Source organism: Acidiferrobacter sp. SPIII_3 (assembly GCF_003184265.1).
GTDB lineage: Bacteria > Pseudomonadota > Gammaproteobacteria > Acidiferrobacterales > Acidiferrobacteraceae > Acidiferrobacter.
Genome location: NZ_CP027663.1, coordinates 326,408 through 338,905, shown reverse-complemented (window position 1 = coordinate 338,905; position 12,498 = coordinate 326,408). Strand labels below are relative to the sequence as shown.

Annotated in this window: 14 protein-coding genes; 3 read left to right on the top strand and 11 right to left on the bottom strand. The window is 65.6% G+C overall.

Features of this window, described 5'->3' with window-relative positions:
* Positions 1 to 109 precede the first annotated feature (109 nt).
* From C4901_RS01760 to C4901_RS19060, 7 genes are all read right to left on the bottom strand, one after another.
* Complete coding sequence (locus C4901_RS01760; RefSeq protein WP_110135863.1) at positions 110 to 1,345, bottom strand: type II secretion system F family protein; 1,236 nt, start codon at positions 1,343 to 1,345, stop codon at positions 110 to 112.
* Positions 1,345 to 3,066: a GspE/PulE family protein gene (locus tag C4901_RS01755; protein WP_240611809.1), complete on the bottom strand. Its 1,722-nt coding sequence runs from the start codon at positions 3,064 to 3,066 to the stop codon at positions 1,345 to 1,347. The genes C4901_RS01760 and C4901_RS01755 overlap by 1 nt, the downstream gene beginning before the upstream one ends.
* An 83-nt stretch (positions 3,067 to 3,149) precedes the next feature.
* Positions 3,150 to 3,641: a hypothetical protein gene (locus C4901_RS01750; RefSeq protein WP_145960585.1), complete on the bottom strand. Its 492-nt coding sequence runs from the start codon at positions 3,639 to 3,641 to the stop codon at positions 3,150 to 3,152.
* On the bottom strand, positions 3,628 to 4,095 hold the full coding sequence (locus tag C4901_RS01745) for a Tfp pilus assembly protein FimT/FimU (RefSeq protein WP_110135861.1): 468 nt from the start codon (positions 4,093 to 4,095) through the stop codon (positions 3,628 to 3,630). The genes C4901_RS01750 and C4901_RS01745 overlap by 14 nt, the downstream gene beginning before the upstream one ends.
* Positions 4,079 to 4,486: a prepilin-type N-terminal cleavage/methylation domain-containing protein gene (locus C4901_RS01740; protein ID WP_168185480.1), complete on the bottom strand. Its 408-nt coding sequence runs from the start codon at positions 4,484 to 4,486 to the stop codon at positions 4,079 to 4,081. Before C4901_RS01740 ends, C4901_RS01745 begins: the two co-directional genes overlap by 17 nt.
* Positions 4,483 to 5,076: a Tfp pilus assembly protein FimT/FimU gene (locus tag C4901_RS01735; RefSeq protein WP_145960584.1), complete on the bottom strand. Its 594-nt coding sequence runs from the start codon at positions 5,074 to 5,076 to the stop codon at positions 4,483 to 4,485. The genes C4901_RS01740 and C4901_RS01735 overlap by 4 nt, the downstream gene beginning before the upstream one ends.
* On the bottom strand, positions 5,077 to 5,565 hold the full coding sequence (locus tag C4901_RS19060) for a prepilin-type N-terminal cleavage/methylation domain-containing protein (protein ID WP_110138473.1): 489 nt from the start codon (positions 5,563 to 5,565) through the stop codon (positions 5,077 to 5,079).
* Positions 5,566 to 5,899: 334 nt separating this feature from the next.
* On the opposite strand from C4901_RS19060, the gene C4901_RS01725 reads away from it, so the two are divergent.
* Positions 5,900 to 6,382: a tRNA (cytidine(34)-2'-O)-methyltransferase gene (locus tag C4901_RS01725; RefSeq protein WP_110135858.1), complete on the top strand. Its 483-nt coding sequence runs from the start codon at positions 5,900 to 5,902 to the stop codon at positions 6,380 to 6,382.
* Between the two features lie 65 nt (positions 6,383 to 6,447).
* Positions 6,448 to 6,879 (top strand): thioredoxin TrxC, encoded by a 432-nt coding sequence (trxC, locus tag C4901_RS01720; RefSeq protein ID WP_110135857.1) that lies wholly within the window; start codon positions 6,448 to 6,450, stop codon positions 6,877 to 6,879.
* A 231-nt stretch (positions 6,880 to 7,110) separates the two neighbouring features.
* On the opposite strand, the gene C4901_RS01715 is transcribed toward trxC, so the two are convergent.
* Together C4901_RS01715 and rpiA are read right to left on the bottom strand one after the other, a co-directional pair.
* On the bottom strand, positions 7,111 to 8,100 hold the full coding sequence (locus C4901_RS01715; protein ID WP_110135856.1) for a YhdH/YhfP family quinone oxidoreductase: 990 nt from the start codon (positions 8,098 to 8,100) through the stop codon (positions 7,111 to 7,113).
* 25 nt (positions 8,101 to 8,125) lie between these two features.
* The gene (gene rpiA, locus C4901_RS01710) at positions 8,126 to 8,782 is read right to left on the bottom strand and encodes a ribose-5-phosphate isomerase RpiA (protein WP_110135855.1); all 657 of its coding nucleotides are present in this window, start codon (positions 8,780 to 8,782) and stop codon (positions 8,126 to 8,128) included.
* Positions 8,783 to 8,975: 193 nt separating this feature from the next.
* Between rpiA and C4901_RS01705 the strand changes: the two genes are divergently transcribed.
* Complete coding sequence (locus C4901_RS01705; protein ID WP_110135854.1) at positions 8,976 to 9,566, top strand: hypothetical protein; 591 nt, start codon at positions 8,976 to 8,978, stop codon at positions 9,564 to 9,566.
* 13 nt (positions 9,567 to 9,579) lie between these two features.
* Here the strand turns inward: C4901_RS01705 and C4901_RS01700 are convergent, their stop codons facing one another.
* Positions 9,580 to 11,610 carry a bifunctional diguanylate cyclase/phosphodiesterase gene (locus C4901_RS01700; RefSeq protein ID WP_110135853.1) on the bottom strand — a complete coding sequence of 677 codons (2,031 nt, stop codon included), beginning with the start codon at positions 11,608 to 11,610 and terminating at the stop codon, positions 9,580 to 9,582.
* Between the two features lie 10 nt (positions 11,611 to 11,620).
* Complete coding sequence (locus C4901_RS01695) at positions 11,621 to 12,409, bottom strand: phosphate/phosphite/phosphonate ABC transporter substrate-binding protein (protein ID WP_168185479.1); 789 nt, start codon at positions 12,407 to 12,409, stop codon at positions 11,621 to 11,623.
* Between the last annotated feature and the right edge of the window lie 89 nt (positions 12,410 to 12,498).

Below are 12,498 nucleotides of genomic sequence, written 5' to 3'. Positions count from 1 at the left end.
CGTGACCGCAGGCGTCACGCCCACCCATCAAGACCCGCTCGCGGTCACAAGATCCTCCGTAGCCCGATACAAGCCCGCGATCCACGACTCGCGCAGACCCGCCGCGCCGCTAGACCTGGCCGCCATTTTGGTGGAAAGCGGCACTCGCCAGGTCCCACATCGGCAGAAACACCCCGAGCGCCAGGATCAGGACGAGGACCCCCATGGCAACCACCAGCAAGGGTTCGATGGCGGTGCTGAGATTACGCAGATCATAGTCCACCTCGCGCTCATAGTATTCCGCAACCTCGGTCATGAGGCTGTCGATCGCCCCGCTCTCCTCGCCCACGGCAACCATCTGCAACACCAGCGGCGGAAAGAGTTGCGTGGCCTGCGCAGCGCGCGCCAAGGTCTCGCCGCGCTCGATGCCATCGCGCATCTGCAAAATGCGCGCGGCCACATACTCGTTGTCGACCGCCCGGCTTATGACGGTGAGACCCTGGATCAAGGGCACGCCGCTCCTTATGGTAATCGCCAGCGCCCGCGCGAAACGGCCGAGCAAGGCGCGGGTCAGGATCGGACCTATGATGGGCAACCGCAGACGCAGGCGGTGCCAGCGATAGCGCCCGCCGGTGGTACGCGCATAGGCGCGGACGCCAAGCACCGTCAGCACGACCGCGGCCACGGCATCGTACCAATAACGGACCGTGAGCCGTGATGACGCAACCAAAATGCGCGTGGCGAGCGGCAGCCGGGCATGCAAACCGGCGTAGACATGCGCGAATGCCGGTATGACGAAGATATTGATGATAAAGACCGCGATGACAAGTGCCACCACGACGAAGCTCGGGTAGCGGGTGGCCGACTTCACGCGCTGCTCGGTCTCGCGATCGCGCTCCAGATAACCCGCGAGTTGGAGAAAGGATTGGTCGAGCGTGCCGCTCGTCTCTCCGATCTGCACCAACGCCACGAACAGGGTCGAAAACACCTTGGGGTGACGCTTCACCGCGGCGGTGAGATCAAGACCCGCGTCCAGGGCCTCGTTCAGCTGCCCGATCACGGCCGAGAGCGTGCGGTTGTGGGTGGAATCGCGCAGGCCTTTCAAGGCCTGCATGATGGGTACGCCGGCCTTGAGCAGGGTATGCATCTGGCGGCAGAACAAGACAAGATCGGTGAGATCGACGCGCGAACGTCCGAGTTCCCGCAGCCACGCGGGACGCGACTGCGCCGGCGCGCCATGGATGTCGATCGGCGTGATGCCGAGATTAAAGAGATGGGCGGCCACGGCGTCGGCGCTCGCGCCCTCCATGAGGCCCGCCACCGCCTCGCCGCGACCATTGCGCCCCTTGTAGCGGAACGACGCCATCAGCCGCTCCCGTACACGGCGCGCACGGCCTCCTCGACCGTGGTGATGCCGCGCGCCGCCTGGGCGAGGGCCTCGGTCCGCAGCCTTCGGTAATGGGAGGCGCCCAGGGCGGCGCGCTGAAAGGCCTCGGGGTCGCGTTTCTGAAGGGCGAACATCAAGGGCTCGTCGATCTCCAGGATCTCATAGACCCCGATGCGCCCGCGAAAGCCCGTGTGCTGGCAAAAGGCGCAGCCGCGTCCGCGCTTTAAGGTAATGGGGGTATCGGGGCCGAGTTCCGATGCCAAAAGCACCTTCTCGGCGGCCGTGGGGACGACGGGCTCGGCGCAGCTGTCGCACACCCGGCGCACGAGCCTTTGCGCCACGACCCCGCGCAGCGAGGCGGCCACGAGATAGGGCTCGGCGCCCATATCCATGAGCCGCAAGGCGCTCGATACCACATCATGGGTATGCAGGCTCGACAACACGAGGTGGCCGGTCATGGCCGCGCGCAGTCCGATCTCCACGGTCTCGGTGTCGCGCATCTCGCCGATCAGGATGATATCCGGGTCCTGACGCAAGAAGGCGCGCAGGACCCGGGCGAACCCGAGGTCGATCTTCGGATTGACCTGGACCTGGTTCACGCCCGCGAGCCGGTACTCGACCGGATCCTCCACCGTCAGGACCTTCACGGAGGTGGCATTCAGCTCCTTCAGGGCCCCATAGAGTGTCGTGGTCTTGCCGCTGCCCGTGGGACCCGTGACGAGCACGAGGCCGTGGGGTTGATGGATCAGGGCGCGCAGCCGTCCGAGGATATCGGCGGGCATGCCGAGCCGGTCGAGCTCCAGGATACCGTTCGATTGATTCAAGAGGCGCATGGCCACCGACTCGCCATGCTGCACCGGCACGGTCGACATGCGCACGTCGATCACGGTGTCCCGGAACCGCACCTGACAGCGCCCATCCTGCGGGAGTCTGCGCTCGGAGATGTCGAGCGAGGCCATGAGCTTCAGGCGCGAGACCAGGGCCTGGGCGATCTTGCGGTCGGCGGTGGTCTGCACCCGCAACTCACCGTCGATCCGAAAACGCACGCGCACCGCGCTCTCGTCGGGCTCGATATGGATGTCCGAGGCGTTCACCTGGATCGCGTCTTCGAATATGGTCTGCAGGAGCTTGACCACCGGGGCATCGTTGGCGCCCTCGGCGACCCCCGCCGCCATCCCGAGATCGATGTCGTAGGCCGACAGCTCCTGCTCGAGCTCCGCGGCGAGCCCGCTGATCTCCTCGGTGCGGCGGTAGACCACATCCAGGGCCTTCAGGAGATCGCCCTCCTTGACGACCGCGAGCTTCAGGGGCTTTTGGACGAGCCGCGCGATCTCGTCATGGGCAAATATATCGATCGGATCGGCGAGACCTACAAGGATCGCGCCCCCTTCGTCGCGCAGGGCGACGGCGCGAAAGCGCCGCGCATAGGCCTCGGGGATCAGGCGCACGACCTCCGGCACGAAGGTATAGCGGCGCAGATCGACGTAGGGGATGCGCAGTTGGCGTGACAGGAAATCGAGCAGGGCGTCTTCGGTGAGGTAGCCGTTTTCGATGAGGACGCGGCCCAGACGCCGGCCGCTCTTGCGCTGATCGGCAAGCGCCGTCTCGAGCTGCTCCTTCGAGATCACCTTGTTTTCCAGCAAGAGATCGCCGAGACGCGCCTTGCGCGGTCGAGCAGCTGTTGCGGATTCCGTCATCATCGTCTCAACCCTGTCGTCGCCAAACACTCTTAGGTATAGCAAAGCCCCGGTATCGATGCCGAATCACGCGACGAACGCTGCGCCTATTGCTGCGCCCAGGCAGTGACCTGATAAACGATCTTGCCGGCCTTCTTGAGCCGACCTTTCTTGAGCTTCGGCTTCCTCAGGACCTGCCCTTGCACGTTACGCACTACGGTCCAACGGGCCCCAGAGCCTGTGCAGGTCACGACCGATGTGACGAGATAATAATAGTAGGGAGGCCTGTGGCCAGTCTCCGTGACAGTCACGACCGGCGGGCATTCGGGATCGGGGACCGACGGGGTCTGCGCGGGCAGGGTGAGCGGCGTGGGCGGTAGTTGGCCCCAGTAGTTCGTTTCCAGATAGTAGACCCCGTACTGATCGCCGCTCTCGGCGGCGGTGAAGGCCTGACCGCCACCGTTCTGCGTCCCCTCGGCGCCGGTCGCAGTCCCATACAGGAAGGCCATGGCAGCCAACAACAGGACACCCACGAGCACCAGGAAGATAAGCGCCACCAGGATAAAGCCGCGATCGCGGCCAGGACTAGGAGTACGCATAGGCCGACAAGACCCCATCCACGGCCAGGTGTCCCTGGCCGCTTGGGCCCGTGTACAGGAAGTCGTAGACCACGGCGTATACGGGACCGCCACTCGCGGGTCCGAACGGGCAGGCCCCGCCCGGACTCAGCAGGTCCCCCAGTATCAGGGTGGTGTTACGGTACAGTCGGCCTCCCGCGTAATGGTAGTACTCAAGGGTCTGGCCATTGATGTTATCCAGGTCGAGGGTACAGGTATTTGTCACCGTCATCTCGTAGGCATTGCGCGCATCCCACTGCATACGCGCAGCAGCGGGCCCGGCAGCTGTTGCCAGATCCGCCCCCTGGGCGCCCGTCACGTAACTCCTCACGAGATGCGTGAGCAGGGGGGCGGCCATCGCCATGAGTATTGCCGTGAGCACAATGGCCACGACCATCTCGATCAAGGTAAGGCCGGCGTCAGGTCGTGTAGACATAGGAGGTAAAGACCATGGGGGCGCAGCCCCCGGAGGCGCAGGTGACCGTGACCGTCACGAGATAGGCATAATAGGTCCCGGTCGGTACGTTCTTGGTCGCTGCGGTGTTATAGGTAGCATTGGCCAGATAGGGGCCAAACTGGGCATTGAAGGCGACCGGTGTCCCGGCAGTCGAGAGTTCGGTCTGCAGCAGTTCGTACTCCATCACCCCCTGAGCCACCCAGGTCATGGGCGCGGTCTGCTCACCGGCGGCATTCCGGCGCGTCACCTCCCCGTACATGGCCATGAAGCCGGCACCGAGGATCGCCAACAGCACGATCGCGACGATGAGCTCGATCAGGCTCAGGCCCGCGACCCGGCGCCGGACCGGGATATGTTGGCGGGGCCTCATGGCGGACAGGGCCCTTGCGATGCGCATTCATAGACATAACCGGTTGTGGTGACATAAATACGGGCCGTGAAGCCCGCCCCGGCAACCGTGAAGGTCGGGGCGGCGCTCGGAATGCCTGGACGCACGAAGTTCACGGTGGTCTGGGGCGTGATCGTGACGCCCGCGGGCAGCGGGACGACGAAGCTCGCCGATTGCAGTGTGGGATTGGCTACCGCCACACCGTTTTGGGTGACCGAGAAGGAGTTGGCGCCGACCGCGAGCGAGGTGGTCACCCCCTGGTTTTGCGCCAGGGTCTCGGCATAACGCGCCGCCGCCAGCAGCTTATCGGCAGTCGTCTGCCCGGTGAACCCGGAGGTGCCTATGAATCGCGGCGCGAGGACCGCCGCGAGGATGCCGACTATGATGAGGATCGCCACAAGTTCGAGCAACGTATACCCGGCCATCGCAGTGTCCGGGCAACCCTGGCATCGCGCCCCGCCAGTCGCGGGTCGCCCATGCACGCCATGAAATGTCTCGAGATCCTCGAATACCGTCATGACGAGATCACCGAAGAAAAACGGGCCCGTCCTTGCGGCTGGGCCCGTTTGCACCTAACAGCCCGTGGTTGTCGTGCCCACGGTGGGGGTTGCACCAGTCGCAGCCGGCGCCTGATAGCTTGCCTCGCATGTGCTATTGGCCGTCCCGCCCACCGCAGTATAGGCGAAGGTCGCCGGGGTGGTACCGCTACCTGCCGTAAAGGTGAAGGGGAACGTCTGCGTGGGCTTGGCCGCGGAGTCCTGCAAGGACGCAAGGATCCCGGTCGCGGTCGCGTCCGGATAGCCGTACGCGGTCGTGATTGTCGTTGTCCCACCCGGCAAGGCCACTTTGCCGGTGGCCCCCACCTGACCTTGCACCTCGGCGAGGGCATGGACCATGTCGGCGGCCTCGGCCACCGAGCCTGTCATGCCGCTCACCACAGAGACCCGCGCGTCGGTGCTAAGCCCCATGAACTTCGGCAGGGCGACCGCCGCCAGGATGCCCAGAATGATGATGACCACCACCAACTCGATTAAGGTAAAGCCCGCCTGCTGCCGCTTCATGTCCAACCCCCTCTCCACAATATGTTTCGTGATGAATCCTGCGTCGACCGCGAAATCGGCCGTGATGACCGCGCCTACTCAAACGACCTGCCCCATCAATGCAGGAAGCGTGCCGAAGCGATGTCCTGGGATTTTTTGACGGTCTCACGAAGGATTCGTGGCCGCGCCCCGGCGCCACGCGACTCTAGCACAGGCCGTCAGGGAAAGGGCTATACGCGAAGGGCTATGGAAGACCGCAAGGAGCGCTATGATACCGTCACCTCGGTCCCGGTCGGGTCCCGGCGGCCATCCCGGCATGGCCGGTACTGTTAACTTATAGTGATAGTGCGCACTTATGACAGCATCCGATACGACGTTTCATGTGGTGCTCTTCGAGCCCGAGATCCCGCCCAATACCGGCAACGTCATAAGGCTTTGCGCCAATACCGGGGCGATGCTTCACCTGATCGAGCCCCTGGGGTTTCGTCTCGAAGACCGGTTGCTGCGTCGCGCCGGGCTCGATTATCACGAGTGGGTGACGCTCCGCGTCCACCGGGATCTGGACACCTTCCGGAAAGATGCCGCTCCACGGCGCATCTGGGCGTTCTCGACGCGCGCGGACCGTCTCTATACCGAGGCCCGCTACGAGCCCGGCGATGCCCTGCTCTTCGGCCCCGAGACCCGCGGTCTACCCGGGGAGCTTTTGACCTCACTCCCGCCCGAGCAACGCCTGCGGCTGCCGATGCGCCCCGGCAACCGCAGCCTGAACCTTTCGAACAGCGTCGCGGTGGCGGTCTTCGAGGCCTGGCGCCAACACGGCTTCGCGGGCGGCTGCTAAGTACTGGAAAGCGTAAGGCCCAGGCCCCACATAGACCCCAGGAAATTCGGTCTGGAGGAACATCCGTGTCGGTCAAGCAGCTGGTGTGCCCGCACTGCGGGCAAAAAAACCGGGTCCCGGTGGAGCGCCTGGCCCAGAACCCTCGATGCGGGGCCTGCCACAATCCGCTCATCACAGGCGAGCCGATCAATGTCGACGAGCGCGGATTTGCCGAGCACATCGCCGGTAATGAACTCCCGGTGCTGGTCGATTTCTGGGCCCCGTGGTGCGGGCCATGCCGCATGATGGCCCCGGCCTTCGCACAGGCGGCCGCCGACCTCAAACTGAAGGCGCGCTTCATCAAGGTCAACACCGAGGACCATCAGGGGCTCGCGAGCCGCTATGACGTGCGCAGCATCCCCACACTCGCAGTCTTCAAGGGCGGCCGCGAGGTCGCGCGCGTGGCCGGGGCCATGGATGCCGGTCGTCTCAAGGGTTGGATCGCTCCCCATCTCTAGCCGATCGGGTGTGCGCGGACCGGTGATGGGAGGATCCTGCGTATGAGGTGTGGGTCGGACGATCATTCTGGCGGGCGATCGAAGGTGGCATGGCGGCGAACACGGGACCGGTCATAAACAGCAGACCCAAAACCACAAACGCGATACGCATGGCAAGCTCCCTGGACCGGAAGGATGCCCGGCCTTCGTCCATTATAGACCCGAAAGGGGCCGCCGGCCTCTGGGGAGTCGTCAGACGGTCTCGCCGGTGACGACCACGAGCGTGCGCCCGGTACGCGTGCCCTGGAGCAGCGCCGTGACCGCCGGGCCGAGGTCTTGACGGTCCACCACCCGCTCGATACCCGCGAGATGTGAAGGCCGCCAGGGACCGGCCAGACGGGCCCACAGGTCGTCACGAACGGTGCGCGGACATTGTACGGAATCGATCCCGAGCAGGCGCACGCCGCGCAGGATGAACGGGAAGACCGAGCCCTGGAAGCGGGTGCCGGCGGCCATGCCGCAGGCCGCCACCGCCCCGCCATACCCGACCGCTTTGAGGACGTCGGCCAAGACCTCGCCGCCGACCGTATCGATCGCCGCGGCCCATTGCGCCTTGTGCAGGGCCTTGTCGGAGACCTCCCCATCCGCGGGTGCCACGACACGCGCCGCACCCAGGCCCCGGAGATAGGCCTCCTCGGCCGGCTTGCGGGTCAAAGCCGCCACCGTAAAGCCAAGCTTCGCGAGCAACGAGATGGCAAGCGTGCCGACCCCGCCGGTGGCCCCGGTGACCAGGATCTCGCCCCGGGCGGGATCGAGACCGGCCTGCAAAAGGGCGTCGACGCTCAAGGCCGCGGTGAGGCCCGCGGTGCCGAGGACCATGCTGTCGCGCGCCCTGAGTCCCGCGGGAATGGGGATGATCCAGTCGTCGGGAACCCGGATATAGTCGCCGTAACCACCCCACACCTCCGTGCCCAGACCATAGCCGGTCACGAGCACCGGACCGGCCGCGGGGTCATCGGCGAGCACGCCCGCGGCATCGATGCCGGGCACATGCGGGAAGCGCTTGACGATGCCAGGCTCGCCGCGCGCGGCAAGGGCATCCTTATAGTTGAGGCTCGAATACTGGACGCGGATGAGGGCGCCCGGGGACTTCAGTTCATGGACGGGGCGTCGCGCAAGACCGGCGGTTACGATCCCGCGCCCATCCTTGTCGACGACATAGGCATCAAATAATGCGTCCACGCGTCCTCACGGATTCGGCAGGCCCTTAGGACAGACGGCGCACCCCGTTGGCGGTCCCCAGTAACAGCACGTCGGCGCCACGACGGGCAAACAGACCATTGGTGACCACGCCCGTGATCTGGTTCAGGCGCCCCTCCAGGGTCACGGGATCGAGGATCTTCAATCCATGCACGTCCAGGATCACGTTGCCATTGTCGGTCGTGAATCCCTGGCGCAGGACCGGCTCGCCGCCGAGCGCCGTGATCTCGCGAGCCACCAGACTACGCGCCATCGGGATCACCTCGACGGGCAGCGGAAAGCGCCCCAGGACCTCGACCAGCTTGCCTTCGTCGGCGATACAGACAAATGATCGACTCGCCGCCGCCACGATCTTCTCGCGCGTCAGCGCCCCGCCACCGCCCTTGATCAGGGCGCGATGCACGGTGGCCTCATCGGCGCCGTCGACATAGACGGCGAGCGTCCCGGCCTCGTTCAGGTCCACGACCGGAATACCGTGCCTCTTCAGCCGCTCGGCGGTGGCCACCGAGCTTGCCACCGCGCCGTCCAGGCGGCCCTTGATAGTGGCGAGAAAATCGATGAAGTAATTGGCCGTGCTGCCCGTGCCCACACCGATGATGCCGCCTTTGGGAACGAACTCCAGGGCGGCCTCGGCCGCCGCCTTCTTCATGTCGTCTTGGGTCATGGACGCAGGATACCTGGGCCCCGGAGCGAAGAAAAGACCAAGACCAGACCGCGAAGGCCGGCCCGACGCCAAGGACGACACGCCGTTGCGCGAACAGGCCATCTCCCGGAAACTAGGGGCAGGCGCATCCGGTCAAAGGCGCTGTTCGCCACTGCCAAGACCGGCTGAAATCGTAGGACAAAGGAGCCCCCGCATGGATGAGCGCAGCCGTATCGTTAGTTTGATATACAATATTTATCATGTACTAACGAATGCGCCGGCGCGGGCCAAGTCTCCGGCGAGGCCTATCCACGGCCCTCGCCCGCGCGGGCACGGGGGCGCGCTGCTGCTGCTCTTATGGCTGGCGGGCACCCTGAGCGCGCACGCCGCGCTGGTGTTCGCCGGCGGGCTTGGCATCGCCAATGAACCCGGGCCGAAGTTCAATGCGGCGGCCATGGCCTACTACGCGGGCTCCCACTGGGAGGCCGGTTATTTGAATGAAGGCGTAAACCACGGGACCGATGGCATCTTCGCCCAGTACCGGCTCACCCGCGCCGTCACGAAACGGCTGCTCGCGACCCTGGCCCTCGGCCCGGAAGTCCTCAATACCACCCACGACATCCGCCCCGGGGTGCGCACCAACGGCTACCATCCGTCGCTGCTCGTCTCGCTATCAGCCTCCTATCGACTGAGCCGGCGATGGCGGATCGGTGTGCGCTGGAACCACATCACCTTCCAGCAGTCGGCACGGTTTGGCTATCGCGATGCCGACATGGTGGTCCTGACGCTTGGCTATGGACGTTAGCGGGCCCGGGCGCTCACAGGTTTTTCTGCCACCACGCATCGAAGGCCTCCGCATCCATGGGTCGGGCGAGATGGAAGCCTTGCGCGTAATCGCAGCCGAGGCTCGCCAGGACCGCCATCGTGTCCGCGGCCTCGACTCCTTCCCCCACGACCTTGAGGCCCAGGGAATGACCGAGATCGATAATGGAGCGTACGATAACGCTGTCATTGCGGCTGACGCCCATATCCATGACAAACGACTTGTCGATCTTGATCTTCGCGACCGCAAGCTTGCGCAGATAGGTCATGGACGAATAACCGGTGCCGAAGTCATCGATGGCCACATGCACCCCGAGTTCGCTCAGTGCCTGGATCGCGGCCTGCGCGCGCTCGGGGTCACGCATGAGCGCGGTCTCGGTGACCTCGAGTTCTATGAGACCGGCCGCGACACCCACATCCTTCAGGATACGCGCCACGCTGTCCACGAATCCGCCATCATCGAGGTTGATGGCCGAGACATTGACCGCGATCGGCAGCGGCCGTCCCTGTTCCGCCCAGGCGCGGGCCTGCGTGGCCGCGAGACGCAGCACATGGAAGGTCAGCGGCCCTATGAGGTGCGTGCGCTCGGCCAAGGGCACGAAGCGGGCCGGCGGTAGCATGCCGAGCACGGGGTGTTGCCAGCGGACCAGGGCCTCGGCCCCCGAGACCTTGCCGGTGGCGAGATCGACCTTGGGCTGATAATGCAGCACCAGATCCCCGTGCCGGATGGCGTGGTCCAGATCGACCTGCAACCGCAGGCGGTCATCCCCCTCCTCATCCATGGCCGGGGCAAAAAGCAGAAAGCCGCGCCGGCCGCGCTTGGCCTCGTACATGGCGCGGTCGGCATGGCGCAGGAGCACGCCGACCTCATCGCCATGCGCCGGGAACAGGGCCGCGCCGCAGCTTGCCGTGACGCAGACACGACGATCCCCCAGCATGACCGGCTCTTCCAGGCCGCGCAGGATCTTGCGCGCCACCATTTCGGTATCCGCGGCATTCGCGACCCCCGGCAGCAGGATGGCGAACTCGTCCCCCCCGAGACGGACGGCGGTGTCCGACTGGCGCAGCCGGGCGACAAGCCGCGTGGCCACCTCATGCAATAAGCGATCACCGGCGGGGTGGCCGAGGCTGTCATTGACCTCCTTGAAACCGTCGAGATCCAGGACCATGAGGGCAAACGGCGCGGTCTCCCGATGTCCGATACGAATCGCCTGAAGCAGACGATCTTGCAACAGGATGCGGTTGGGCAGGCCGGTCAGGGGGTCATGCATGGCCAGGTATTCGAGCTCGCGGTTGGCGACGGCCAGCGCCTCGGTGCGCTCGTGGACGCGCTCCTCGAGCCTCTCGTTGACCGCCAGGACCTGCTGGTGCTGGCGCGTCGTTTCCTCTTGCAAGGCCTTCAATTGCGCCGACATCGCATTGAAGCCCTCGATCATGCGCGCCAACTCATCGCGCCCCACGACCGGGAGCCGAAACCCGAATTCGCCGCGCGCGATGCGCGCGGTGCCGGCCTCGATGGCGGCGATCTGGCGCATGAGATAAGCCCCGAAGAGCCAGGATACGAGCCCCACCAGCAGCATCTCGCCCAGGGCTATGGCCACGATCCGCCGGCTGGCCTGCGCCAGGATCGGCGCGAAGCCGTGATCGGTTGCCTCGATCTCGACCCGGCCATAGGACGTCCCATCGACCATAACCGAGGCCGCCGCGCGATAGGTGTGTGCGGAGACGGCCTTGTGTCCGGCACGCGCCAACAGCCGGCCGTTTCCGTCCCACGCGGCGGCATAGGCAATCCCATGGTTATGCAGGACCTGGCGCATGATGCGCTGCAAGGCGCCGATATCGTCACTGACGAGCGCATTGGCGGCGGCGGTCGCAAACAAGCGCACATCGCCCGTGGCACGCGTCACGAGCGCCTGTTTGCGCGACTGCGACAAGACCCCGAGGCTGCTCATCAGGATCGCGAACAGGAACAGCCCCTCGATGAGCGCGATCCCGGTGATCATTTTCGTGCGAAAGGACATCGCCATTAGCGTGGCATCAGCGCACGACCGCCCCGGGGCGCGTGTAATCCCGGTTGCGCGTCGCCTCGAAACCGCTAAACCCAAGCCGCCGTACGGCACCGGGCACCACCCGGGGCAGGCGCACAAGCGCCACCGTCAGGCGCCGCACCAGGGAGGCCGGCAGGGTACGTTGCGCGGCGAACGGGTGCGGCAGACCCTTGGGCCCGGCCCACAATACCCGCAGGTGGCGACGTATGGGGGCGGGGAGGCTATCGTAGGTCTGGCGCACGCCGCCGCCGGCGATGAAGAGACCGGCGGCCACGGCGCGATAAACGGCATCATGCGAGCCGACATAGCGCGTCCCAAACGGGATGCCGCGGGCATGCAAGAAACGCCGTGGCTCCATCGAGGCCGCCAACGCGTGCCGGGCCGGAAACGCAATCAGGCGATGCGCGAGTTCGCTGATATCCCGCACCGGCCCCTTGCGGCGCACGACGAGGATGCCTTGCAGCCACCCCCGGCCCCGGGCAAATGCCCGGTAACGTCCCCGATATCGAAGATAATCCGCCGGGTTCAGGTAGACAAGATCGTAGTCGCCGCGCGCGACACGCCGCTCAAAACGGCGGATCGTGGGTGCCGTGCGCAATACAATGCGCACACCAACCGCCGCCGACCAGGCCTCCAGAACCGGGGTCCAACGGCGCGCGAGCGTCCACGGCGACATCTGCGGGACAATGCCGATGGTAAGCACACGCGGTGCGGCAAAGGCGCCGGGCGCCCCGACCATGCCGGCCAGCAACACACCCCCGCCGATCAACCGGGCCATGCGATCCATATCTCATCACCCCCTGAATCACTATAGATCATGAGATCGTGCCCCGCGATATGTCCTGGCGGCGGCGACGGCAAGGCGGC

What these genes read in the sequence shown, in the direction of transcription:
- C4901_RS01755 (WP_240611809.1), bottom strand. Translation starts at nt 3,066, where the DNA reads ATGATGACGGAATCCGCAACAGCTGCTCGACCGCGCAAGGCGCGTCTC.
- C4901_RS01725 (WP_110135858.1), top strand. Translation starts at nt 5,900, where the DNA reads ATGACAGCATCCGATACGACGTTTCATGTGGTGCTCTTCGAGCCCGAG.
- rpiA (WP_110135855.1), bottom strand. Translation starts at nt 8,782, where the DNA reads ATGACCCAAGACGACATGAAGAAGGCGGCGGCCGAGGCCGCCCTGGAG.
- C4901_RS01750 (WP_145960585.1), bottom strand. Translation starts at nt 3,641, where the DNA reads ATGCGTACTCCTAGTCCTGGCCGCGATCGCGGCTTTATCCTGGTGGCG.
- C4901_RS01700 (WP_110135853.1), bottom strand. Translation starts at nt 11,610, where the DNA reads ATGGCGATGTCCTTTCGCACGAAAATGATCACCGGGATCGCGCTCATC.
- C4901_RS01760 (WP_110135863.1), bottom strand. Translation starts at nt 1,345, where the DNA reads ATGGCGTCGTTCCGCTACAAGGGGCGCAATGGTCGCGGCGAGGCGGTG.
- C4901_RS19060 (WP_110138473.1), bottom strand. Translation starts at nt 5,565, where the DNA reads ATGAAGCGGCAGCAGGCGGGCTTTACCTTAATCGAGTTGGTGGTGGTC.
- C4901_RS01705 (WP_110135854.1), top strand. Translation starts at nt 8,976, where the DNA reads ATGGATGAGCGCAGCCGTATCGTTAGTTTGATATACAATATTTATCAT.
- C4901_RS01745 (WP_110135861.1), bottom strand. Translation starts at nt 4,095, where the DNA reads ATGTCTACACGACCTGACGCCGGCCTTACCTTGATCGAGATGGTCGTG.
- C4901_RS01740 (WP_168185480.1), bottom strand. Translation starts at nt 4,486, where the DNA reads ATGAGGCCCCGCCAACATATCCCGGTCCGGCGCCGGGTCGCGGGCCTG.
- C4901_RS01695 (WP_168185479.1), bottom strand. Translation starts at nt 12,409, where the DNA reads ATGGCCCGGTTGATCGGCGGGGGTGTGTTGCTGGCCGGCATGGTCGGG.